We start from the raw sequence: 23676 nt of genomic DNA on the forward strand, positions 1-23676 counted from the left end.
TGTTTCTGGCTTGAAGAAAATCGAAGATAAGCAAAGCTATTATCTTTCAGGAAATGAGATGTCTTGATTTGAGTCTAGCCAAGTAGGGTATTTTTTCATAATGGAGAGAAACAGCTCTGAATCAATGAAAGTCGTAAGCCAGTGCTTTACGTGTTGATACTTACTTTGGTTAAACCATTCAATATTAACGAACGCAAATTGTCGAATAAAAGGAAGGATAGCTAAATCAGCTAAGCTGTATTCATCACTAAATAGCATTCTCGAAGTAGAGAGTTGTTGCTCCAGCCTTTCTAAAAATAGCTCCCCTTGTTCACGATAATAGAGTTCTGTGTTCTCAGGGTAACGATCTGCATATTTGTATTTATCCAACCATCCTTTAAACACATGATCGTTTTCTTCTATTAATAAATACATGGACGCTGTTGTTGATAATAGTAATTCTGAATCCTCTAAAGCCCATTTCATGATATCTAAGCTCTCATCTATCACGTGTCCATCTTTTTCAATTAAGACAGGAACAGTGCCTTTAGGGGATGCCTGTATCATTGCTTCAGGTTTATGTTTCAATATGATTTCACGAAGGTGGACTGATTTATTGGAAAGGGCGATACTAAGTCGTGCTCGCATCGCGTAAGGGCAACGTCGAAATGAATAGAGAATGGTCATTTTTACCTTCTAAATTAATTTAAAATGAAACGGCGAAAAAAAACAGATCCGAAGATCTGCTTTAAGTAATTGTATTTGTTATAGGCTAAGTTCTAGTTACTGTTCATCGCTTTACGGATACAGAAGGCCGCGCCTCCCCACGTGATACCTAAGCCAATAACCATCATAATGATTGCACCAGTTGTCATATTAAGCCTCCTTGCTTGATTTATTAATAACGATACCAACAACCAACATTGCAGCAATTAATCCCCAACCAAGTAATAGCAAGTCTGATTGAGCGTAACCACCATATCCGTCGGTTAATGTATTAACAATATTAGTTCCTAAGATAACCACTAGAAATGCAGGACTAATAAAGCGTAAGCAGATCTCAAACCATTTACCAACGGTAAATTCAGAGATTTTATTTACGTGTGAACGTATGTCAGCAAGTTTTACCAACCAACCCATAATAAATAATTCAATCAAGCAGCTTGCTAGTAGAGCTATGTTATTAATGAAATAATCAACTAAATCAAGCAGTAATAGTCCGCCATTAGTCGCAAAGGCCATAGAAACAACCAGCCCTGTACCACAAACAACAGAAGCGGCTTTTTTACGAGACCATTTTAGTTTGTCGATAAATGCAGAGGTAACGGCTTCAATAATTGAGATATGAGAACTTAATCCTGCAACAACTAAAGCAAAGAAGAACAGAGGACCAAGAATATAAGGAGCAGGTAATAAATTGATGGCTGCTGGAATCGTAACAAATGCAAGACCAACACCAGCACTAACGACTTCAGTTAATGGTTTGCTTTGTTCATGCGCCATATTTCCTAGGATAGAGAAAATAAGAATACCAGCGATAATAGAGAAACCACAGTTAATCAATACTGTCATAAAAGCATTGTTATTTACGTCAGACTTTTCAGGTAGGTAACTTGAATAAGCCAGCATGATTGCGAAACCGACACTTAACGTAAAGAAGATTTGACCATAAGCGGCTGACCATACTTTTGGGTCTGTTATTTTACTGAAATCTGGTTGGAACAGGTAATTAAGACCATCCAATGCGCCTGGTAAGAAAATCATACGGCCGATAAGCGCAATAACCATAATAAATAGTAATGGCATCATAACCTTACTAGCACGCTCGATACCACTTTTTACACCACCAAAAATAGCAGCAAAAGTTATGCTCCATGCAATAATCATAGGAATGGCAATATGCCATTGAATACCACCCAGTTTTGTTGGTGAGTTATCGCCTAGCTTTAAATATTCACTAAAGAAGTAGGCATTTGTATCTTGGCCCCAGCTTTGAGAAAAAGACATGCTGAAATAAGAGATTGCCCAGCCAATAACGGCAACGTAATAAACTGCGATAACAGCGGCTATTAATACTTGAAACCAACCAAGCCATTCGTATTTTTGATTTATTTTTGCAAAAGTTCGCGGTGCTGAGCCTCTGAATTTATGGCCCATACCAAATTCCATGATCATAAATGGAATACCAGCAGTTAACATGGCAAATAAATAAGGAATAAAGAAAGCACCGCCACCATTTTCATACGCCATGTATGGAAAGCGCCAAATATTACCTAGACCGATAGCAGATCCTACTGCAGCAAGAATAAATCCTGCACGAGAACCCCATTGTTCACGCTTCATAAAATACTCCTTTTAAAAACTTTTCCCTGAGAAATGAAGCTAACTTAGTATCATTCTCTATTAAATTTGAAATCAATTTGCTCAAACTAGAGGTATTAGCTAAGCATTACAGGCAGATTACCCATTAATACTTGTTAAGGCAATATGACAAAAAGGTAGCTTAATGTAATCTATCTAGTCAATTATGCTGAAGTTGTAACTTTTTTTAGAGAATGGGTTTGTTTGGGGTGGGATGTTTAGAGTGTATTATTGTTAAATAAAGGTTAAGTAAATGATTGTGTTTTTGTAAATAAATTCCAATTGATGGGAAAGTAACCGCATTAATTGGAATTTATAAAATAATAGGTGGTGTGAGAAAGTTAAAAACTGAATCGTAAGCCAAGATTCCCTTGTACTTGATTCATCCAACTGCCTTCATAACGAATAACACATCTACTTTGTGTTGAATCAGAAACGCAAGCGCTGTCAAAACTACTATCAACAGAAGTGCCTAACCAACGGGCTTCTAACTGTAAGGCAAAATTGTCAGTAAAGTGATATTGCAACCCAGTAAAAGCACCGGCAGAGAAGCGTAAATTTTCATCGCTCCAGTCGACATCGGTATAAGTTGCGCCAAGGCTTAATCCTAAAAATGAACTTAGTTTAGGGGTAAGGGAATAATCTAAAGCACTTTGGAAATGTAAATAATCAAACCGTGTTTTATTGCCCAGTGATTTTATCTCACTGCTTTGAGTACTATAAAATAGTCCAATACGGCCTGTATCAAAATCCGTTTCTATAGCAAAAGATAAAGCGTTATCTCCATTGATTTTATAAGTATCTCCTGCACTGTTTGTCACCTCACCACCAGAAGAAAACCCAATAGAGGGTGTAAGATATACCTGAGCAAATATTGGTAAAGGCAGGATGGCTAGCAGCCCCAGTAATGACGTCCGTTTCATTTTTCCTCCTAAAATAGGTTTTAATTTTGATAATTTGTATTTAGCCACATAGCGACTAATCTTATCCCTAAGTTTGATTTATTATGCTGACATTGTGATGCTAATACCAACTTGGCAGTCAATTTTCTTTGATTCCTTGAAGATACCTCAAACTAGTGTTAATTTTTTGTTACTGCACAATAACAAGGAGTCGTTATGGATAGTGATTTCAAATTTGCACTCATTACAACTATAGCCGTATTTTCTGGCTTAGCTTTTTTCGGAAGCTTGGTTTTAATGGCATAAATTAGTTTTGATGACATAAAAATAAACGCTATTAAATAAAAAGAGCAACCAATACGCAGTGGTTGCTCTTTTTTAGTTGCTGGCATGTTAATAGTGGAACATTACGCGAGTGCTTGAAGTGGTAAGTAGGTTTGCCATGCATTTGTATATAGTGATTGAGATAGAGCTCTCAATTTAGTCACTCGAGCATCTTCAAACTGAGTGAATTCTCGCTTTTCCAGAAGAGCTAAACGTTCAATGTTTTGAATTTCTTCATACAATTTATGCTCTGCACCATTTTTTACTGTCGCAATGTCTTTTAAATGCAGCTGTATTTCTGCGACCAGTTTTGTTTTTGGTAATTCGACGAGTAATTTTATGTCTCGGTAGCCTGATTTTGCTGGCTGTGCAAAACGGTTAGTGACACTCAGGACGGTTGTTTCTCTATTTATTGATTCATACGCCGTCACCAAATCAGGTATTGAATCGGCAACGATGGTCGCTCTTGCCATGTCAGTTAACTGGTTAACTTGACCATTTAACTCTTGTTCAATTTTTAATAAGGCACGTTCTGCGCTCTTCACTCCAGCAAATTGAGGCTGAGAATTAGAGATCAAAGCGGTTTCTTTACACAGATTTTCTAGCTCTCTTTGAGCTTGATGTGCTTTTGAATTTAAAATATCAAAATCATCGTAAGGCTGATGTGAGAAATAGTTCCAATTTTGAATCGAAAGTAGACCATTTAGGCTGTGAAGGACATGTTGATGATCGATCTCTGATTGGTTTGCTTCTTGATAATCAGGTTCAATAAACTCAATTAATGAGGAAGCTTGTGCTTGAGGACGTCCAAATACTAAAACCATTAGGACTGCGGCACGGGCAAACTTTTTCATTCTTTTTCCTTAGCAAGACAGAAAGAAATAGCAACTAAGTAGACTGCATCTTAGCAACACCTACTAAATAAATATGGGCACACTTAGCAGATTCAAGAGGTGAAAATTATCATTGTTTTGGTTTGAGTTAAGCATCACAGAATTACAATTCTTGACGTTAAATTAAGGTCAATTTTTGAACTTTTTCTTCTTGAAATTGAAAGCAATTGTAACTAGGAAATTGTTAATCAAATGGGGAGATAAAATAGATATTAGTTCAAAGTGGCTTTTTACTCACAAAGTCTGTTATTTAGCGGCTAAATGTGTAAAATCGAGTCTTCTTTTTTATACCTAAATTTAGAGTACAAGTAGGTTATCTATGACAGCAACAAATGAATTATTGCAGGATTTAAAAGCTCGTGGGCTTATTGCACAGTGCACAGCAGACGAAGAATTAGCTGAGCACCTTTCTACTGACTGTCGTACTCTTTATTGTGGTTTCGATCCGACAGCAGACAGCCTACATATTGGTAGCCTAGTACCTTTGTTAGTTCTTAAGCGTTTTCAACAAGCGGGCCATAAACCATTAGCACTTGTTGGTGGCGCAACAGGTCTAATTGGTGATCCAAGCTTTAAAGCGGCAGAGCGTCAATTGAACACCTCTGATGTTGTTGGTGATTGGGTTAATAAAATCCGTGCTCAAGTTTCTGCTTTTGTTGAGTTTACAGAAGAGAAAAATGGCGCAGAAGTGGTGAATAACCTAGATTGGATTGGTGAAATCAATGTAATCGAATTCATGCGTGATATCGGTAAGCATTTCAGCGTAAATGCAATGATTCAAAAAGAATCAGTAAAACAACGTATCGACCGTGAAGGTTCTGGTATCTCATTTACTGAGTTCAGCTACATGCTACTTCAATCGTATGACTTTGCTGCGCTAAACAAAGCAAAAGAATGTACGCTTCAAATTGGTGGTTCTGATCAGTGGGGTAACATCACTGGTGGTATCGATCTAACTCGTCGTATGAACCGCAATAAAGTATTTGGTTTAACGCTACCGCTAGTAACTAAATCAGATGGTACTAAATTTGGTAAGACTGAATCAGGTACAATTTGGTTAGACCCAAGCAAAACATCACCATACGCTTTCTACCAATTCTGGTTGGGTACTGCGGATGCTGACGTATATAACTTCCTACGTTTCTTCACTTTCCTATCTGTAGACGAAATTGCTGCAATTGAAGAAAGTGATAAGAGTGTTCAAGGTCGTCCTGCTGGTCAAGGCGTCCTTGCTAAAGAAGTAACTCGTTTGGTTCACGGTGAGGAAGGTTTAGCTTCTTCTATCCGTATTACAGAAGCACTGTTCTCAGGTGACCTAGCATCACTAACTGAAACTGATTTAGCACAACTAGCGCAAGATGGTCTGCCAACGACTGAGCTTGACGCTTCTGAGCAAACTATCGTTGAAATTCTGACTCAATCTGAACTAGCAAAATCGAATAAGATGGCGCGTGAATTTATTGGTAATGGTGCAGTTTCAGTAAACGGTGAGAAAGTTGCTGATTCTGAAGTTGTTCTTAAGAAAGAAGACGCATTATTCGGTAAATACAGCGTAATTAAGCGTGGTAAAAAACTGTTTAATTTATACGTTTGGAAATAAGAATAAATTAGTAATGGGGTGGAGTAGATAACTCTGTTTCATTACTTTATATTCAGACAATAAAAAAAGCGAACCGAATTGGTTCGCTTTTTTTATACTTGTTAATTTTTTCTATTTAATTAACGGTGTTTAGGCTTGCGTTTAGGCCCTGTACCATTTGGTTTATTACCAGCGGTTTTAGGTTTACCATTGCCACTTGGTTTATTATTTGAATAACCATTACGAACGCCATTTTTTTGTCCGCTTGATGCTGGCTTATCTGAACCTGTATTTCCACTAGGTTTTCCACCATTCCCATTGCGGTTTTGACCTTGAGAGCTAGGCTTACCGTTACGGTTATTCTTATTTTGACCACCGCGACTATTACTATTACGAGGATCACCATCAAACTGTGCTTGAGTATGCTTAGTTGCAAAACGTTTCGCGCCGTGACGTCCTGTTTGACGACGTTCAGCAGGTGTTTGTGTATCGATATCGTCTTCAGGCACTAAACAATGTGGCTTGTCACCAATAAGGTGCTTTTTCCCCATCTCTGTTAGTGCTTCACGGATCATTTTCCAGTTTTTAGGATCGTGATAACGTAATAAGCCTTTATGCAGTCGACGTTGGCGTTCACCTTTAGCCACTGTTACATCTTCACGTTTTTTATATTTCACGCGTTTCAGTGGGTTTGTTTCTGAGTAATACATTGACGTTGCATTACACATTGGTGATGGATAGAAGTTCTGAACCTGATCACACTCAAGGTTGTTTTTCTTCAGCCACATCGCTAGGTTCAGCATGTCTTCATCTTCTGTACCCGGATGAGCAGAGATAAAATAAGGGATAAGATATTGCTTCTTACCGGCCTCTTGGCTGTATTTTTCAAACATAGACTTAAAGCGATCGTACGTACCCATACCTGGCTTCATCATTAAATCTAATGGGCCTTTTTCGGTATGCTCTGGTGCAATCTTCAAATAACCGCCAACGTGATGGGTCACTAACTCACGCACGTATTCTGGAGATTCAATGGCTAAGTCGTAACGAACACCAGAAGCAATTAATACTTTATTAATGCCTTTGACTTTACGTGCTTCACGGTACAAATCAATTGTATGTACGTGATCAGTATTTAACTTGTCACAGATCTTAGGGAAAACACATGAAGGGCGACGACAGGTTGCTTCTGCTTTAGGAATAGAACAACCTAAACGATACATGTTCGCGGTTGGGCCACCAAGATCTGAAATTGTGCCGGTAAATCCTGGAACTTTATCTCTAATTTCTTCTAATTCATTGATAATAGATTCTTTAGAGCGGTTTTGAATAATACGACCTTCGTGTTCAGTAATACTACAGAATGAACAACCACCAAAACAACCACGCATAATGTTGACTGATGTTTTAATCATGTCATACGCAGGGATCTTAGCTTTGCCATACATAGGGTGTGGGACACGCGCATAAGGCAAGTCAAACACAAAATCCATCTCTTCGGTTGTTAGAGGGATTGGTGCTTGGTTTACCCATAATTCACGATCACCATGACGCTGAATTAATGCTCGGCCAGAGTATGGGTTAGTTTCTAAATGCATAATACGACTAGCGTGAGCATAAAGAATACGGTCACCGTTTAGTTTTTCATACGGTGGAATACGAATCGCTGTTGTTTTTGAATCATGGCTTGAAGCACGAACCGTAATAACCTGCGGTTGTTCTTCTTTTACTTCCGATTTGTTGGTTTCGCACTGCTCTTCTGTTGCGTATGGATTGATTGGAACAAAGACAGCTTTGCTTGGTTTTTCAATACGAGAAGAATCAATGATTTTAAAACCTTCAGGCTCTGCTGGTAAGTTTACTGCAGTACCACGAATGTCAGTCATTGTTTTTACGTCTTCGCCATTGGCAAGGCGATGAGCCACTTCAACCAATGCACGTTCAGCATTACCAAACAGAAGAATGTCACCTTTCGCATCAAACAGTACTGAGCGACGAACTTTATCAGACCAGTAATCGTAATGTGCTAAACGACGTAGGCTTGCCTCAATACCACCTAAAACAATAGGCGTATCTTTAAAGGCTTCACGACAGCGTTGAGAATATACCAGTACAGCACGGTCAGGACGCTTACCACCTTCATTATTTGGGGTATAAGCATCATCATGGCGAAGTTTTTTATCTGAGGTATAACGGTTGATCATTGAATCCATGTTACCCGCAGTAATACCAAAAAATAGATTTGGTTGACCAAGAGCCATAAATTCGTCTTTATTGTCCCATTTTGGTTGGGCAATGATACCAACGCGAAAGCCTTGTGATTCTAGCAAACGTCCGATGATCGCCATACCAAAACTTGGGTGATCCACGTACGCATCCCCAGTTACAATGATAATGTCGCAGCTATCCCAACCAAGTTGGTCCATTTCTTTACGAGAAGTAGGAAAGAAAGGGGCTGTTCCATAGCATTCTGCCCAGAATTTAGGGTATTCGTTTATTGGAGTTACGTTATGCATTAGTTCACCTCAGAATTTGGAGGCCGAATTATACCGATTTGAGGTGAGTTTAACCAGAAAAGAAAGCCCTCAATATTAGTAAGGGAGTTTCATTGGGTATTAAAGTTATAGATATAAACGACATAGGTAGGTGATAGAAATCGCCAGAAAGGATAGGGTAAAAATAATAGTCGTATCTTTGATCATGATGGTTGTGCCTGTTTTTGTCGTATGTATTGATAAGCTAAATTTAGCTTTATTTCATAAGATTTACGTGAGCATTAGGTAAATTGTTTGTAAGGAAAGTGCCTATTGGCTAAAGCATCACAGAATAAAACGAATAAAATCAAAAAAAACGCCAGTAGTATTAACCACTGGCGTTTAAGAATCGTTATCTATCTAACTTAATTATGCATACATTGGAACAAGTACCATGGTTCCTGCAATTACAGTGATTAAACCACAAATAACAGGGACAGAAGTACGTTTCACAACTTCAAATGGGCTGATTTTCGCCATACCAGATGTCGCTACAATAACGCCAGATACTGGAGAGATTGTGCGACCAAGGTTAGATGCTTGAAGCATTGGGATGATAAGGAATGCAGGGCTAAGACCCATTTTGCCAGCCAATTGTGGTGCAAGTTCTACGAATGCATAGAACGGCGCGTTACCAGAACCTGTTGCAATAGCCGCTGCTACTGTTAGACCAGTAAGAAGAAGCATCAGTGCAACACCACCAGCACCCGCAGAATCAGCAAGGTGAAGTAAGTTATCAATCGCACCAACAGACATTAGGCCTTGTGCAAATACACCTGCCGCAACTAATAGCATTACCACGCCTTTAAAGGCATCAGCCATACCCGCATAACAAGACTCTAGATCTTCTAGCGTTGCTCTGCCATCTAGCTTATTAGTGATAAAGTTAATGACTGCACCAATGAAGATTGAACCCACAACGATAGTATAAATATCTAAAGATAAACCAGGGATAGTTTCGCCATTGAAGACAAAGACACCAACGATTGGCAAGAAAGGTAAAATCGCATAGTAAGAAGGAGCGTTTACTTCCATTGCAGAAATATCTACTTTTTCCATTGGCGTATTTTCTTTCTTATCTAGGTATTTATTCCAGAAGAAAGCCGCTGCTGCCATTACAATGATTGCACAGATTGAAACAGGTAATACCGTCTCAACTGCAAATGTATGTAGAGGAAGGCCAGATTTTTCTGCTGCAACAATAACGTCACCAGAAGTAGGAGAAAGAATGATTGCCGCTGGAGAGGCACAAACGGCTACTGCTGCTGGGCGAGAAATACCCATTGCTGTCATCATTGGGAATAGTGTTGCCATTAATAGCACACCAAGACCCGTTGCTGAACTCACTGCAAGAGACATTAAACATGCCACGATATAAGCAGCAACCAGCAAAACATAAGGTGATTTAATAAATGCTAATGGTTTAGAAAACTGTTTTACAACCACATTGTTTGCGCCAATGTGAGTCATGTAAGAAGCAAAACCACAAAGTAGCATGATCTGCATACCTAGGCCGCCCCCACGATATTGCAGCATATATTTCACGTACTCTAACGCATCAGTTAGTAAGTTACCTGTCGCGGTTACTTTTGCTGGTAGAACGGTATGACCTAATAAGCCAGCAATAATAAGTAGTGCCAAACCAGCAGTGAGTAGTACGCCAGCGGCTTTATATCCTTTTACGATAAAGTAACCGACCAAAACGGTAATTACTAAACCAATCATTAACTCCAACATGGAATTTCCCTCTAATTAAAATATTAAAATACAAAAATTGTGTAACTTATCTACATATTCTTACACATTTCGTAATAGAAACTTACCTAATTTTCACCTGTAGCACATCTGCTACTTAGCACCATCATGATCTAAAACAAATAAAAAATAATTCTGTTAATAAGATGATGCTTAACTGTTGTTTTTGTTGCGAGGAAAGGATAACGAGTTGAAAATTAATAAGCTGAAATTTGAGAACCTAACATAAGTTGGTTCTTTTTTGAGCGCTACTAGACGAAGTGAAAATAGCGTTTATACTATCGTCATTCTACTATTTAGCATTCTAAAATCCGGCCATAATTATGTTCTTTCAAACCTTACAATATATTCTTATTCCAGCTCTTTTAGGGGCGCAAATATTATTAACGATCATTTTGCATAAAGGGGATATTTGCCCAGGTCAACGAGGTCGTATACATAAATGGTTGCCAGTGTTGATTCTAGGCTGGTGTGTTATTGCCGGTGTAGGTATGACTTACGCTTCAATTTTTGCGATTAATTTTGTTCCTGCCATCACCATTGCTGGTTTTTACTTAAGTGTTAAAACGGGTAAAACGCGTGATAAAGGCCCCTTAATAGTTATGGCGCTTGCGAATGGTTTTGCTGCAGCAAGTTTTGTTAATTTAGCTTTGGGTTCAGGTTCATTTACGCAATTATTTTTTGCTGTTACTGGCCCATTCTTATTTGGGGCATTATTAGCGCATCTTCTATTAACTCTAGCGAGAACTCGCTTGCAGGCGTTTCATAAATTATTACCTATTAGTGGAATAGTGAGTGGGATAGTTATGTCGGTTATCTTGTTATGTCAGACATTAAGTATTCATGAAATCTTCTTGGACCGAATGGCCGTTAAGCTCGGTATTGCGTTAAGTTTGATGTTAGTAAGTATTGGTTTTTGGAGTTTTCACTTATTCAAACAGCAAGCCGTGAAGTGGCAAAATCTAGCGTTAGCAAGCGTAATTATGGCTATTTCTGGTTATTATCAATTTCAGTTGTTTTTTGTGATGTAGTCCACGCATTCATTCTTAAAACTGGTCTACTCTAAGTATGTCTCTTAAGCAACATGGAGGGTGAAGATTGGATTTAAGTAATGCTCACGGACTAGAAAGTGGAATTCTACTCGGCATAATTAATGAAAAATTGCGATTGGAATGTCACAGTCTAGAAGAATTATCTAGTATGTATGAGCTTGATACACAAGGAGTTCAAGACAAGCTCAGTGGCTTGGGTTATCAATATGACCCATTAACGAATCAATTTAAAAATAAATAGGTTTTTTAATACACGCAATAGAAAACACACTTCGTTTAAGTCATTTTAATTCCATCTAAATGACTCTGGCTCTGCTGTTTCGCAGTAGAGAAAAATGCTTGTAAATATTTTTTATCATGTTCGCTGTCTCTAACGGCAGCGAACAATCTTCGCCATAAACCTTTCCCTAGCGGTTTACTCTCAATTAAGCCTTGTCTTGAAAACTCACTGATAGCCCAATTAGGTAATGCTGCAACCCCTAAACCTGCCGATACCATTTGTATTAACATGAGTGTGTTCTCTGCTTGTTTCCATTTTGCTGGTTCTACATTGTTTGGCGATAGGAAATGTTTTACTACATCTAAACGCTGTTTTTGTACAGGGTAAGTCAGCATTGTTTGATCGAGTAAGTCCTCTGGTTCTATATATTCTTTATTGGCAAGCGGGTGGTTAGTTGCCATTACTAGGCGCATTTCAAAATCAAACAATGGTTCGTAATGTACCTCGCCACGGGGCTGGATATCAGAGGTAATCACTAGGTCTAAATCGCCATTAACCAAGGCTGGTAAAGGCTCAAATCCAAAACCCGATGAAAAATCCAATTCTACTTCTGGCCAACCCACTTGATATTCTTTAATCGCAGGCATTAACCATTGAAAGCAAGAATGGCATTCAATCGCCATGTGTAATCGTCCGTGTAAGTCTTCTTTCAAGCTTGCAATATCGTATTCAGCTCTGGCCATTTTAGGCAAAATATCATCCGCTAGTTTTAACAGTATTTCACCTTCTGATGTGAATTTTACAGGACGAGTTTTTCGTAAAAAAACATGGTTACCAAGTCGAGCTTCAAAATCTTTCAATTGATGAGAAAGCGCTGATTGAGTTAAATGGAGTGCATTGGCTGTTGCGGTTAATGAGCCAGTGTCACGTAATGTAGTTAAGGTTTTTAGGTGTTTTAATTCAATCATTACTGTACCTCAAGATCCGTTTGAGTAAGTTCAACAATCTTCACAGTAAAGTGAAAAGGCCATAAAGTAAACATCTAGACGGCTAAATAAAATTAGTGCATTTAAATAAAATCTAGCTTAGTTGAAATAAATTCATAATCAAAATGAAGTATTCGACGTTGTAGATAGTTCGAAAAAAGGTCATTGTTTAGCCATCCAAACGGCTAAGGGAATTAGACAAATGACAACAAAATTAAACAATACAGTAGGAAAAACAGTCACTCATATTTTAGGTTATCCACGAGTCGGTGCTCAACGAGAATTAAAATTTGCTCAGGAAAAATATTGGCGTGGCGAGATAGAACAAAAAGAATTACTGGCCGTGGGCAGTGAGCTACGTCAGCGCCATTGGCAAGATCAATCCGCATCAGGATTAGATTTTGTTACTGCGGGTGATTTTGCTTGGTACGATCATGTATTAACCACAAGTTTACTTTTAGGTCACGTACCTGCTCGTCACAATACTGGTTTTCCTGACTTAGATACCTTATTCAAGGTGGGGCGTGGTCAATCTCAAAACAGCTGTGGTTGCGGTGAAGCAGCGTCGGATATGACTAAGTGGTTCAATACTAATTACCATTACATCGTGCCAGAATTTTCTAAAAACGATAAATTTAATGTGAGTTGGTCACAACTTTTTGATGAAATTGCTGAAGCACAAAAGCAAGGCCATAAAGTGAAGCCGGTGTTACTAGGGCCGCTTAGCTACCTTTGGTTAGGTAAAGAAGTAAATGACGAAGAGGTAGAACAAGGGTTTGATCGTCTGTCTCTTTTGCCTCGTTTATTGACGGCTTATCAAGCTATTTTCTCTAAATTAAATGCATTAGGTGTTGAATGGGTTCAAATTGATGAGCCAATTCTGGCACTAGAACTACCAAAAGCATGGGCTGATTCATTCAAATTGGCTTATCAAGTGATTCAAAGTGATGTGAAATTACTCTTAACAACGTATTTTGATGGCGTTGAACATCATTTAGATAAAATCACAAAACTTGCGGTAAATGGCTTACATATTGATATCTCTGCCGATCCACACCAGTTAGATGCAATAGTGAGTGCATTGCCAAAAGAGTGGGTATTATCCGTAGGTGCGGTTAATGGACGTAATGTATGGCGTGCAGATTTAGAACGTTTGCATGAAAAACTTCAACCAGTAAAAGAAGTCTTGGGTGATAAGTTATGGATCGCAAGTTCATGTTCATTGCTGCATAGTCCGGTTGATTTAGAACAAGAAACAGAATTATCGGAAGAGACGGTTCAATGGTTTGCGTTTGCAAAACAAAAGCTAAAAGAAGTGACATTATTAGGTGATGCTTTAGATGGTAACCAAAATGCAATTCTAGCTTGCCATCAATACAGTCAGCCACTGCGTGAACGTGAGAGTGCAGAACACATTAATAAGCCTGCGGTACAGCAACGCTTATCCGCTATCACTCCTGCATTAGCAGAGCGAGCAGAAGTATATGCAATCCGTGCGCAGCACCAAGCTGAAAAGTTAGGTTTGCCATTATTACCAACCACGACAATTGGATCATTTCCACAAACCTCTGATATTCGTCAACAGCGCAGTGCTTACCGTACTGGTAAGTTGAACGAGCAAGATTATGTTACTGCAATGAAAGGGCATATAGCCGATGCAGTTGAGCGTCAAGAACGTTTAGATTTGGATGTGCTCGTGCATGGTGAGGCAGAGCGTAATGACATGGTTGAATATTTTGCGGAGAATTTAAACGGCTTTCAAGCAACGCGATTTGGCTGGGTGCAAAGTTATGGATCTCGTTGTGTAAAACCAGCAATCGTGGTGGCAGATATTGAACGTGAAGCACCAATCACGGTTGATTGGACGCAATATGCTCAATCGTTAACGACTAAACAAATGAAAGGGATGCTAACCGGACCTGTAACGATTCTTGGATGGACGTTCCCACGTGAAGACATTACTCGTAAAGAAATTGCACAGCAGTTAGCATTAGTATTGCGTGATGAAGTTTCTGATCTTCAACAAGCAGGCATTAATATTATTCAAATTGATGAACCTGCAATCCGTGAAGGGTTGCCAATTAAAAAGAGTGATCAAAAAGCGTATTTAGATTGGGCGGTTGAAGCGTTTAAGATTTCAGCAGCAAGTGCGAAATCAGAAACACAAATTCATACTCACATGTGTTACAGCGAGTTTAATGAGATTATTGAATCAGTAGCGGCGTTAGATGCGGATGTGATTACTATTGAAACCTCTCGCTCAAATATGGAACTCCTAAAAGCGTTTGAAGATTTTAACTATCCAAATGAAATTGGACCGGGTGTGTATGATATTCACTCACCAAATATTCCAAGCGAAGAGTGGATTGTTGATTTGATTGAAACCGCAGCAGCAAAAGTGCCTGTTGAGCGTTTATGGGTAAATCCAGATTGTGGCTTGAAAACACGTAACTGGAAAGAAACAGAAGCGGCGCTAGAGAATATGGTGAAAGCGGCAAAAACGTTGCGTAAGAAATGGCAAGTTAACGCGGCTTAATTCGGTAGCGAAACCAATATGATTAGTAAATAACGTTCATTTACGTAAGGCTAAATAAAAAGCGAAACACCTTCATTTAGGGTTTCGCTTTTATTTTTCGTATTTACAGTGATACTTTTTTAACGAGTCGTTACCCACAGAGCATGGATCATGCCCGGTACCCAGAAGAAAAGAGTTAATACGATATTGATTAAAAGATCTTTACCCACACCTTTAGCAAAGAACACTCCAAGTGGTGGAAGCAATACACATAAAATAATTAAAACAAGCTTGTTCATAAAATGCCTCTATAAATTAAGTCATTATGATTAACAAAATGAGCAAATTGGTTAACATAGTAATAATACGAGTACTTCTTTTGTTCAAGTCGAAAAGTGATAATTTGCGTATTTTTATCTGGTTTTGAAAAATTGTCTTAGTAATTTTAATTGTAAGGCAGCGAGTTTTACAATATCACTCGCAAGTTTTTCATAATGCTTTATTAAAAATACTCTAAGCTCATGATGAAGTGGTTAAATATGGCGATTAGCTATTTATATTAATCATGATTGCTATAAAATAGTTGCAAATAAACTATCTATGGCAATGCTTACTCTTCCTTATGAAAAAAGTTCTAGTTATCTCTCACTCCCAAAGTGGTCAGCTTGCAAAATTTGTTGAGTTAGCAACAGCGCCGTTACGTCAAAGTGACGAAGTGAAAATTGATTATCATTGCGTAGAGCCCGTCAATAAATACCCATATCCATGGTCATTTTATCCTTTCTTCGATGCTTTTCCTGAAGCGATTTATATGAATGGCTGCGAAGTAAAACCCGCTGAAAATTTAGAAGAGGAGTATGACTTAATTATTTTAGGTTATACGGTGTGGTTTTTATCACCTTCAATACCAATGACTGGATTTCTTCAGACAGAACAAGCTAAGTCATTAATTAACGGTAAGCCTGTTATTACCTTTATTGCATGTCGTGATATGTGGGTAATGGCTCAAGAGAAAATGAAAACTGTCATTGCTGAGTTAGGTGGAACCTTGATTGATAATGCTGTACTGACTGATCAAGGTGGCTCTGTTTATGCATTTATCACAACGCCTCGTTGGTTACTAACCGGTAAAAAAGATCCATTTTGGATATTCCCAGCCGCTGGCGTTTCTGAAAAAGATTTGCAAGAGAGTGAACGTTTTGGTCACCGTTTGGTATCGGCGCTAAAACAAGATTTAGAAAAGAAAAAAGAACCACTGCTTAAAAACCTTCATGCCGTAACGGTTAATGGGAAACTGATTGGTTCTGAAAAAATTGCTACTCGTTCATTTATGGTGTGGGGAAAGTTAATTCAGAAGTCAGGTAAACCGGGCTCTTTTCCTCGAAAAATAGTCATTACCATCTATGCGATATTTTTAGCCCTTATGGTTTTAACCTTGGTGCCGATTAATTTATTAGTGAAGAAATTAATCTCGCCTTTTAGAAAGAAAGCGGTAGAAGAAAGCATTACTTATTACGAAAAACCATCAGGACGTTAAGATGACTCAAAAGGTATATATCAATGACATTCAGGCTTTTTTGCCTAATGATGCTGTTGGTAATAAAGAAATAGAAAATGTCCTAGGGCAAGTTGGTTCGCGTCCTTCTCGTGCAAAAAGCCTTATTTTGCGATCCAATAAAATTAAACAACGTTACTATGCGATTAATCCTCAAACGGGTGAAACCACGCACACCAATACAGAATTAACCGCCGAAGCGATCAGAAAACTCAATTCAACCTCTTTTGATATTAACTCTACAGAGCTTTTGGCCTGTGGTACGACGATTGCCGATCAAATTTTACCTAATCACGCATTAATGGTGCATGGTGAGCTTGGCATTCCTAGCTGTGAAGTGATAGCGACATCTGGCATCTGTTTGTCCGGTACCATGTCATTAAAATATGGCTATATGTCAATTTTGAGTGGACAAAGTAATAATGCGGTAGTTACTGGCTCTGAAAATGCCTCGGCTATGATGCGTGCTAACAAGTTTGAAGCTGAAATTGAAAGTGTGGTGGACGATTTAGAACGTCAGCCTGAAATCGCATTTGAAAAAGATTTCTTACGTTGGATGTTAAGTGATGGTGCGGGTGCCGCGCTATTAACCTCTCAACCTAATTCGGATTCCATCTCTCTTGAAATCGAATGGATGATGCAAAAATCTTATGCGAATGAGCTTGATGCTTGTATGTATGCAGGTGCTGAAAAACAGGCGGACGGTAGCCTCAAAGGGTGGCGTGAATACAGCTCACAAGAATGGCTAGACCAATCTATCTTCTCAGTAAAACAAGACGTTAAGCAGTTAAACGATAATATCGTTGAATACACAGTAACTAAGCCGTTAAAAGAGTTAGTTGATCAAGGCAAAGTGAAGGCTGATGAAATCACCTATTTTGTACCTCATTACTCGTCTGGTTATTTCCGTGACCGCCTATATCAAGGCATGCTAGAAGCAGGATGTGATATTCCACAAGATCGTTGGTTTACTAATTTGCCAAGTAAAGGGAATACAGGTTCAGCGTCTATCTATATCATGCTTGAAGAGCTGTTTCATTCTGGTGACTTAAAAGTGGGGGATACTCTACTTTGTTATGTTCCTGAAAGTGGAAGATTTTCTACCGCCTTTATGCAATTGAAGGTGGTGTAATGGAAGCGAAAAAAGTACCACAAGATAATATCTCTACGTATGCCAATAACGCAAAAGCCGTGTATGCAACGGATGAAAATGGTGATTATTCGGTTGTTGCTTCTACTGGTTGGGAAGTAGAAGAAGAAGTGACAAAGCAAGCCTTGAATGAATTTGAACGACAAGCACAAGTAGCGTATAACTTAGTAAGAACAGGGGAAAAGTCACCCTTGTATTATCATATGTTTGCTCAGCGTATGGATTTAATGGTGCTAGCGCAATCTGTTGGTTGGTTTCAGTGGCGTGTTAAGCGTCATTTCTCACCGAAGATTTTTGCTAAATTATCACCTGTGAAGCTTTCGGCCTACAGTGATGCATTAGGTATTTCAGTTAAGCAATTAACCAAGTTACCTAACCTTTCAAATAAAAATAAATAAAGCGTGCTCATGACCTCTATTTTGAAAAACACCAATTCTCAGTTCCAACATAAGCATTATGCTCATTGTGAGAGTGGCGTGATGTCTTCTATGCTTACTCATCATGGTTTACCTCTGTCTGAGCCAATGGTATTTGGTTTATCTAGTGCTTTAGTTTTTGCTTATCTTCCTTTTGTAAAGCTCAGTGGCATGCCGCTTATTGCCTATCGTTCAATGCCAAAATCCATCATGAAGGGATTACAGAAAAGCATCGGTTTGAAAATGAAGTTAGAGAAATTTTCAAAACCAGAGCAAGGCACCAAGCGATTAGATGAGCTACTTCAACAAGGTAAAATTGTGGGCGCTCAAACATCGGTGTTCTGGTTACCGTACTTTCCTGAAGAGATGCGTTTTCACTTTAATGCCCATAATCTTATTGTGGTTGATAAGAAAGAGGGAAGTTATCAAATCAGCGATCCTGTTTTTGAACACTTAGTTGAGGCTGAAGAGAAAGCACTGCAAAAAGCGCGCTTTGTGAAAGGGGTAATGGCACCAAAAGGGTCATTGTATTATCCGACTCACATCCCAAGCTCGATTGATTACCCAAAAGTGATTGAAAAAAGCATTAAAAAAACGGCAAAGACGATGCTGAAAACGCCAGTACCGATTGCGGGTTTAAAGGGAATGCATTTTTTAGCTAAGCATATTCGTCAGTTAGAAAATAAAGATGAGCATTACGCAAAACTGTTTTTAGGTCACATCATTCGCATGCAAGAAGAGATTGGCACTGGCGGTGCTGGTTTCCGTTATATCTATGCTTCTTTTTTACAAGAAGCGGCGGAGCTTATTGGTAACGAGAACCTAAAAATTGCATCTGCTGAGATGACGGCGATTGGTGATGAATGGCGTGAATTTGCTTTATTGATCGCGAAGGCAATACGACCTCGAAATAAAAAAACGATTGAATTTGATGTGATTGCTGCAAAATTAGAGTCAGTTGCTGAGCAAGAAAAGCAACTGTACTTATTATTAATGCGAGCATTTTAATGATCAATATTAGTGGATTAAATAAATCCTACGGTAAGAAGAAAGCGCTAGATAATCTAACGCTTTCTATCCCATCAAATAGTATTTATGGTTTACTTGGCCCTAATGGTGCAGGTAAAACTACGCTGATCTCGATTCTAAATGGTCTTGTCTCGTATGACTCAGGTGAGGTTACTTTTTTTGATTTACCGCTAAAAAAGAATCTTTCGGCTATTCGTCAACGTTGTTCTCTTATTCCACAAAGTTTAGCTTTTTATGAGAATTTAAGCGTTAAAGAGAATTTGCAATTCTTTGCCGGTGTACAAAAGATAAAAGGTCACACGTTAAAATCTAATTTATCTTATGCGGTTGAGACTAATCGTCTTTCTTCCATGATGGATCAGAAATCTGCAACTTTATCTGGTGGACAAAAACGTCGCTTAAATATCGCCATTGGGCTGCTGAATAACCCCGATATTCTCTTTTTTGATGAGCCTACCGTTGGTATTGATCCTGAATCACGCAACGATATTCTCGACACTATTAAAGCGTATAAATCGGATAATAAAACCGTTATTTATACCTCTCATTATATGCCCGAAATAGAAAAGATTTGTGATGAAGTAGCGATAATGAATGCTGGGAAAATTGTAAAACAAGGCTCGATTTCTTCTATGGTAAATAACGAAGAAAGTCAGCAGGTCATTGTTGAACTGTATCCACATTCTTCCACTTATCTTTCTGCAATGAGTCGAGCTGAAGTGACGATCGTTGATCAAACTACTTTACTATTAACGCAGTCGAGCAGTGAGCTTATCGCTCAAGTTCTGCATCAATTAGAGCTGCAAGGGATCAAAATAAAGCAAATCCGCTACGGTGCGACAACCCTTGAATCTCTGTTTATCAACTTAACATCAAAAGGAAGAACAGATGTCTAAAGCGATGTTGATAAAAGAGTTCCTGTTAGTGAGTCGTGATAAACACGCATTAGCAGCCTTATTTATTATGCCTGCGGTATTTATTTTGATCATGTCTTTAGCACTAAAAGATGTGATGAATGAAGACAAATCACTTATGACTTATGCTTTGATTGATCATGACCAAAGTGTCGTAAGTGAAGCATTAATTAATAAACTATCTACGATTTCTACATTGACCAAACACACTTTGAATTCAGATAAATATCGATCTCCAGAAGAAGAGGGCGTGCAATTTATTATTGATATTCCGGTGGGCTTTTCTAAAGGTGAGCAGCCATTAGATATTAGTGTTGCTGCAGATACGTCCCCTTCATTACTGACTATTTTTAAAAATCAGATCGCGCTCAGTTGGATGGGGAATAAGCTGGATGAAGTGAATTTGGCCAATCAAGATTCGTTTTCGTTTTTAGATGATGAAGTAGAAACAAAGCCTTTTGATGAGGCAACGTTGATGGATGTCCAATACGCAAAATTGTCACAAGATGAAAAGCCAACCTCAACACAGCAAAGTGTTCCATCCTGGATCGTGTTTGGTCTGTTTTTTGTGATTATACCTATGTCGACCATCTTCATTAGTGAACGTAAACAAAATACTTTAATGCGTTTAAGCACCATGAACTTAAGTTTGTCAGCTCTTTTTGGTGGGAAAATATTGCCTTATATGGTGATCAATCAAGTTCAAGTTTGGCTGATGATTGGGGTTGGTATGTATATCGTCCCTTTATTTGGTGCAGCTCCATTAACGATTGATGGTTCTATCTTGGGGTTAATCTTGGTTTCATTATCCTTAAGTCTCTCCGCGATTGGTTTGTCTATTTTGGTAGCCAGTGCGGTTGATAGTATCGAGCAAGCGACAACCATTGGCGGAATTATCAATATTTTATTAGGGGCTATTGGTGGTGTTATGGTGCCTAAGTTTGTGATGCCAGAAGCGATGCAAACCTTCTCTGCTATTTCACCCATGTCTTGGGGACTAGAAGGTTTTTTAGATATATTCTTACGCCGAGGAACGGTGTCAGATGTGTTAAATGAAGTCATTGCTTTAAGCTTATTTGGTGTTATCTCATTGCTGATAGCCAGCATTGTATTTACTTATAAACAAAGGAAAAACGCATGAAAGGGTCATTAGATACAGAATTCAAAGTAAAACTTAAAAATATGATCCTTGAAGAGTGTGATAGAGAAGAGATCACCGCTGATGAATTGGCAGATGATGTGGAACTATTTTCTGATGAGAGCGGCTTAGAGCTTGATTCGGTTGATGGATTACAGATCTCTATGTTATTGCAGCGCCACTTTAATTTACGCTTGGTAGACCCGAAAGAGTTCCGCCGTATTGTCACAACGATTAATCATCTTGCTGATCACCTACAACCTGAATAATGACTATGATTACACTCCTTGGCGGTGAAGTGTTAAGTGCTCTTGGCAATAAAACACAACAACTGAATTTAATGAAAGCGGGAAAATACCTTACCGTTGATAAGTCGGTGAATGTATTTGAACAAGTAAAAACATTGCCTTATTACGCGATTCAGAATGACGGAAATTTTGAGACCTTGTTTGATCCTATTCCTCATTTAAAAGTATTGATCGCCTCTTTGCTTGAACAGCACAATCTGTCAGCTCAAGAGAGGGGGCGTTGTGGCTTATTTATCGGTTGTGCGGCTAATGATATCTCCTTAATGATCCCACTAGGAAACAGCATTAAAGATGGTAATTCACCTCAATTTTCAGATGGCAGAGTCGGTAACGGGGTTTATGCTGATAAGTTGGCAAATGCGTTTGGATTGAATTCATTGAGCCTAACTTATAATACCGCTTGCACATCAAGCTCGAATGCCATTCTAGATGCAGCAACCATGATAGAAGCCGGTGTTATTGATTATGCTTTAGTTGTTGGTATGGAAATGTTTGCTCCTCACTCTTTTGAGGGCTTTGTTTCTATGCAGTTATTGGCAGAGCAGCAAACCAAACCCTTTGATGCAAACCGTGATGGTTTGCTCTTAGGTGAATCTTTAAGTGTTGTATTAATGAGCCGAGATGATGTTAAAGCATCGCCTTGGCACTTTCGTGGTGGTTGTAGTCAATGTGAAACACACAGTGTCACGGGGGTAAACCCTGATGGTTCTGGAGTAACTCAGGTAATTAAACAAGCATTACAGAACAGTGATATGAGTCTTGATGAGATCACGGCAGTAAAAGCACATGGCACCGCCAGTAATCTAAGCGATTTAGCCGAAATTAATGGTATGAAAGAGGTGTTTTTACAAGCGCCGTTATTTTTCTCGTTAAAGCCCTATATCGGTCATACCTTAGGGGCGTGTGGTGTTAGTGAATTAGTGATAATGATGAATGCCATTGATAATGGTTTTATTCCTAAAACACCTAACTTTGAAGCTCAGGATGATGAAATTCAATGGATACCAACTCAAGAATTAAGTTCATGTGATTCTGGCGTGTTTTTACTGAATTGTTTTGGTTTTGGTGGAAACAATAACGCCTTGGTGGTGGAGAGAAAATCAGTATGATGTATGTTCATTGCACTGCCAGTGTGAATATAAAACAAGACCAACCTATTGATGTAAAAGCAGAGTGCAAAAAAGTCGCTTCAAGTTTTGTGCGTCGTACTGATCGTTTTATTCAACTAGGGTTATTAGGTGTTTCTGGCATTAAAGAGCAACAAACACTTGATAAAAATACCGCTCTTTTTATGGTTTCAGGTCAGGGGAATTTATCGGTATTTAACCGCTTATGCCAACAACGTTATGTTGAAAAAATGCCACCAAAGCCAGTGGATTTTATCAACTCATTAAGTAATACCGCAGGCTTTTATATTGCTAAGTATTTAGAGCTTGAAAGTAAAAACTTGAATTTAGCTCAGCAAGGTTTTTTGGTTGAAAATGCGTTATTGCTTGCTGATGCAAATTTAAAAACCAAACAAGAGAAGTGCATTTTATTGGGTGGTGTTGATGAAAAAGTCGATGCATCCAATAGCCCTCATGACTATCTTGATTTGCCTCTTAATACTCAATTGGGAGAAGGCTCTAATTGGATGTTATTGAGCGGGGAAGTTGAAGGCGCACAAGCAAGCATTGAGGTTGCAACACCGCAATTTAATCAACAAACGTTATTGGCCTACTTAGCACTGTTAATTCCAACAACTCATGTCGCATTTGGTCAACGAGTATCAAGTAATTTTAGAAGTGATGTTCTAGAGCGAGTATCCAGTAAAAAATTTGATTGCCGAACACGTTATGACTTTTATGAGACGAACTCTTTGTATGTATTGAATCGCTTTATTAATGCTAAACACAATAGTTTACTTTTTATTGATGGTTTTGATGACAAATATAGAGTAATAACCCTAAGGTTAAGTTTTTAAATCAATGGGTTATGATTCTATATTTTTGTTTTGTTAGGCCTGTGAAAGGAAATGAGAGGATGTATATTCATTAGTCCCTTGAAGTGATATAGTCATCGCAATG

General features: G+C 38.6%; 23 protein-coding genes. 13 read left to right on the plus strand and 10 right to left on the minus strand.

The window, feature by feature from the left end; genetic code table 11:
- Positions 1–39 precede the first annotated feature (39 nt).
- From PVK63_RS07345 to PVK63_RS07370, 6 genes are all read right to left on the minus strand, one after another.
- The gene (locus tag PVK63_RS07345; RefSeq protein ID WP_274440180.1) at positions 40–666 is read right to left on the minus strand and encodes a glutathione S-transferase; all 627 of its coding nucleotides are present in this window, start codon (positions 664–666) and stop codon (positions 40–42) included.
- Positions 667–758: 92 nt separating this feature from the next.
- Positions 759–854, minus strand: a complete 96-nt coding sequence (locus tag PVK63_RS07350) for a MetS family NSS transporter small subunit (protein ID WP_130045528.1) — start codon at positions 852–854, stop codon at positions 759–761.
- 1 nt (position 855) lies between these two features.
- Positions 856–2322 (minus strand): sodium-dependent transporter, encoded by a 1467-nt coding sequence (locus tag PVK63_RS07355; RefSeq protein ID WP_130045527.1) that lies wholly within the window; start codon positions 2320–2322, stop codon positions 856–858.
- A gap of 359 nt (positions 2323–2681) precedes the next feature.
- Complete coding sequence (locus PVK63_RS07360; protein ID WP_274440181.1) at positions 2682–3263, minus strand: porin family protein; 582 nt, start codon at positions 3261–3263, stop codon at positions 2682–2684.
- 158 nt (positions 3264–3421) lie between these two features.
- Positions 3422–3634 carry a hypothetical protein gene (locus PVK63_RS20035; RefSeq protein ID WP_443111683.1) on the minus strand — a complete coding sequence of 71 codons (213 nt, stop codon included), beginning with the start codon at positions 3632–3634 and terminating at the stop codon, positions 3422–3424.
- A 15-nt stretch (positions 3635–3649) separates the two neighbouring features.
- Positions 3650–4420 carry a phosphoribosylglycinamide formyltransferase gene (locus tag PVK63_RS07370; RefSeq protein WP_130048215.1) on the minus strand — a complete coding sequence of 257 codons (771 nt, stop codon included), beginning with the start codon at positions 4418–4420 and terminating at the stop codon, positions 3650–3652.
- 358 nt (positions 4421–4778) lie between these two features.
- Between PVK63_RS07370 and tyrS the strand changes: the two genes are divergently transcribed.
- Positions 4779–6059, plus strand: a complete 1281-nt coding sequence (gene tyrS / locus PVK63_RS07375; protein ID WP_130048214.1) for a tyrosine--tRNA ligase — start codon at positions 4779–4781, stop codon at positions 6057–6059.
- A 119-nt stretch (positions 6060–6178) separates the two neighbouring features.
- Here the strand turns inward: tyrS and PVK63_RS07380 are convergent, their stop codons facing one another.
- Together PVK63_RS07380 and dcuC are read right to left on the minus strand one after the other, a co-directional pair.
- On the minus strand, positions 6179–8554 hold the full coding sequence (locus PVK63_RS07380; protein ID WP_274440182.1) for a YgiQ family radical SAM protein: 2376 nt from the start codon (positions 8552–8554) through the stop codon (positions 6179–6181).
- Positions 8555–8941: 387 nt separating this feature from the next.
- On the minus strand, positions 8942–10309 hold the full coding sequence (dcuC, locus tag PVK63_RS07385) for an anaerobic C4-dicarboxylate transporter DcuC (RefSeq protein WP_130086081.1): 1368 nt from the start codon (positions 10307–10309) through the stop codon (positions 8942–8944).
- A 341-nt stretch (positions 10310–10650) separates the two neighbouring features.
- Here dcuC and PVK63_RS07390 point away from each other — a divergent pair, with 341 nt between their 5' ends.
- Together PVK63_RS07390 and PVK63_RS07395 are read left to right on the plus strand one after the other, a co-directional pair.
- A complete protein-coding gene (locus PVK63_RS07390; RefSeq protein ID WP_130086082.1) occupies positions 10651–11358 on the plus strand; it encodes a hypothetical protein in 708 nt (235 codons plus the stop codon).
- A 67-nt stretch (positions 11359–11425) separates the two neighbouring features.
- A complete protein-coding gene (locus tag PVK63_RS07395; protein ID WP_130045519.1) occupies positions 11426–11620 on the plus strand; it encodes a DUF4250 domain-containing protein in 195 nt (64 codons plus the stop codon).
- Positions 11621–11655: 35 nt separating this feature from the next.
- Here the strand turns inward: PVK63_RS07395 and PVK63_RS07400 are convergent, their stop codons facing one another.
- Complete coding sequence (locus tag PVK63_RS07400; protein WP_130045518.1) at positions 11656–12567, minus strand: LysR substrate-binding domain-containing protein; 912 nt, start codon at positions 12565–12567, stop codon at positions 11656–11658.
- A gap of 220 nt (positions 12568–12787) precedes the next feature.
- Here PVK63_RS07400 and metE point away from each other — a divergent pair, with 220 nt between their 5' ends.
- A complete protein-coding gene (gene metE / locus PVK63_RS07405; RefSeq protein WP_130086083.1) occupies positions 12788–15121 on the plus strand; it encodes a 5-methyltetrahydropteroyltriglutamate--homocysteine S-methyltransferase in 2334 nt (777 codons plus the stop codon).
- A gap of 119 nt (positions 15122–15240) precedes the next feature.
- On the opposite strand, the gene PVK63_RS07410 is transcribed toward metE, so the two are convergent.
- Complete coding sequence (locus PVK63_RS07410) at positions 15241–15399, minus strand: YqaE/Pmp3 family membrane protein (protein ID WP_122033882.1); 159 nt, start codon at positions 15397–15399, stop codon at positions 15241–15243.
- Positions 15400–15722: 323 nt separating this feature from the next.
- Here PVK63_RS07410 and PVK63_RS07415 point away from each other — a divergent pair, with 323 nt between their 5' ends.
- From PVK63_RS07415 to PVK63_RS07455, 9 genes are read left to right on the plus strand one after another with little or no spacing between them, the layout of a single operon-like run.
- Entirely contained in the window at positions 15723–16637 is a 915-nt protein-coding gene (locus tag PVK63_RS07415; protein WP_130086084.1) for a dialkylrecorsinol condensing enzyme, read from the plus strand.
- 1 nt (position 16638) lies between these two features.
- Complete coding sequence (locus PVK63_RS07420; protein ID WP_130086085.1) at positions 16639–17787, plus strand: beta-ketoacyl-ACP synthase III; 1149 nt, start codon at positions 16639–16641, stop codon at positions 17785–17787.
- Entirely contained in the window at positions 17787–18203 is a 417-nt protein-coding gene (locus PVK63_RS07425; protein ID WP_130086086.1) for a hypothetical protein, read from the plus strand. The genes PVK63_RS07420 and PVK63_RS07425 overlap by 1 nt, the downstream gene beginning before the upstream one ends.
- Positions 18204–18212: 9 nt before the next feature.
- Positions 18213–19229, plus strand: a complete 1017-nt coding sequence (locus PVK63_RS07430) for a BtrH N-terminal domain-containing protein (protein ID WP_130086087.1) — start codon at positions 18213–18215, stop codon at positions 19227–19229.
- Positions 19229–20146 carry an ABC transporter ATP-binding protein gene (locus PVK63_RS07435; protein WP_130086088.1) on the plus strand — a complete coding sequence of 306 codons (918 nt, stop codon included), beginning with the start codon at positions 19229–19231 and terminating at the stop codon, positions 20144–20146. The genes PVK63_RS07430 and PVK63_RS07435 overlap by 1 nt, the downstream gene beginning before the upstream one ends.
- Positions 20139–21305, plus strand: coding sequence for an ABC transporter permease (locus PVK63_RS07440; RefSeq protein ID WP_274440183.1), 1167 nt, complete (start codon positions 20139–20141; stop codon positions 21303–21305). The genes PVK63_RS07435 and PVK63_RS07440 overlap by 8 nt, the downstream gene beginning before the upstream one ends.
- Positions 21302–21571, plus strand: coding sequence for an acyl carrier protein (locus PVK63_RS07445; protein WP_130045511.1), 270 nt, complete (start codon positions 21302–21304; stop codon positions 21569–21571). The genes PVK63_RS07440 and PVK63_RS07445 overlap by 4 nt, the downstream gene beginning before the upstream one ends.
- Positions 21572–21576: 5 nt before the next feature.
- Positions 21577–22719 carry a beta-ketoacyl synthase N-terminal-like domain-containing protein gene (locus PVK63_RS07450; protein ID WP_165371144.1) on the plus strand — a complete coding sequence of 381 codons (1143 nt, stop codon included), beginning with the start codon at positions 21577–21579 and terminating at the stop codon, positions 22717–22719.
- Positions 22716–23573, plus strand: coding sequence for a hypothetical protein (locus tag PVK63_RS07455; protein ID WP_130086091.1), 858 nt, complete (start codon positions 22716–22718; stop codon positions 23571–23573). The genes PVK63_RS07450 and PVK63_RS07455 overlap by 4 nt, the downstream gene beginning before the upstream one ends.
- The last annotated feature ends 103 nt before the right edge of the window (positions 23574–23676 follow it).

This window comes from Aliivibrio sp. S2TY2, assembly GCF_028765525.1.
Taxonomy (GTDB): domain Bacteria; phylum Pseudomonadota; class Gammaproteobacteria; order Enterobacterales; family Vibrionaceae; genus Aliivibrio; species Aliivibrio finisterrensis_A.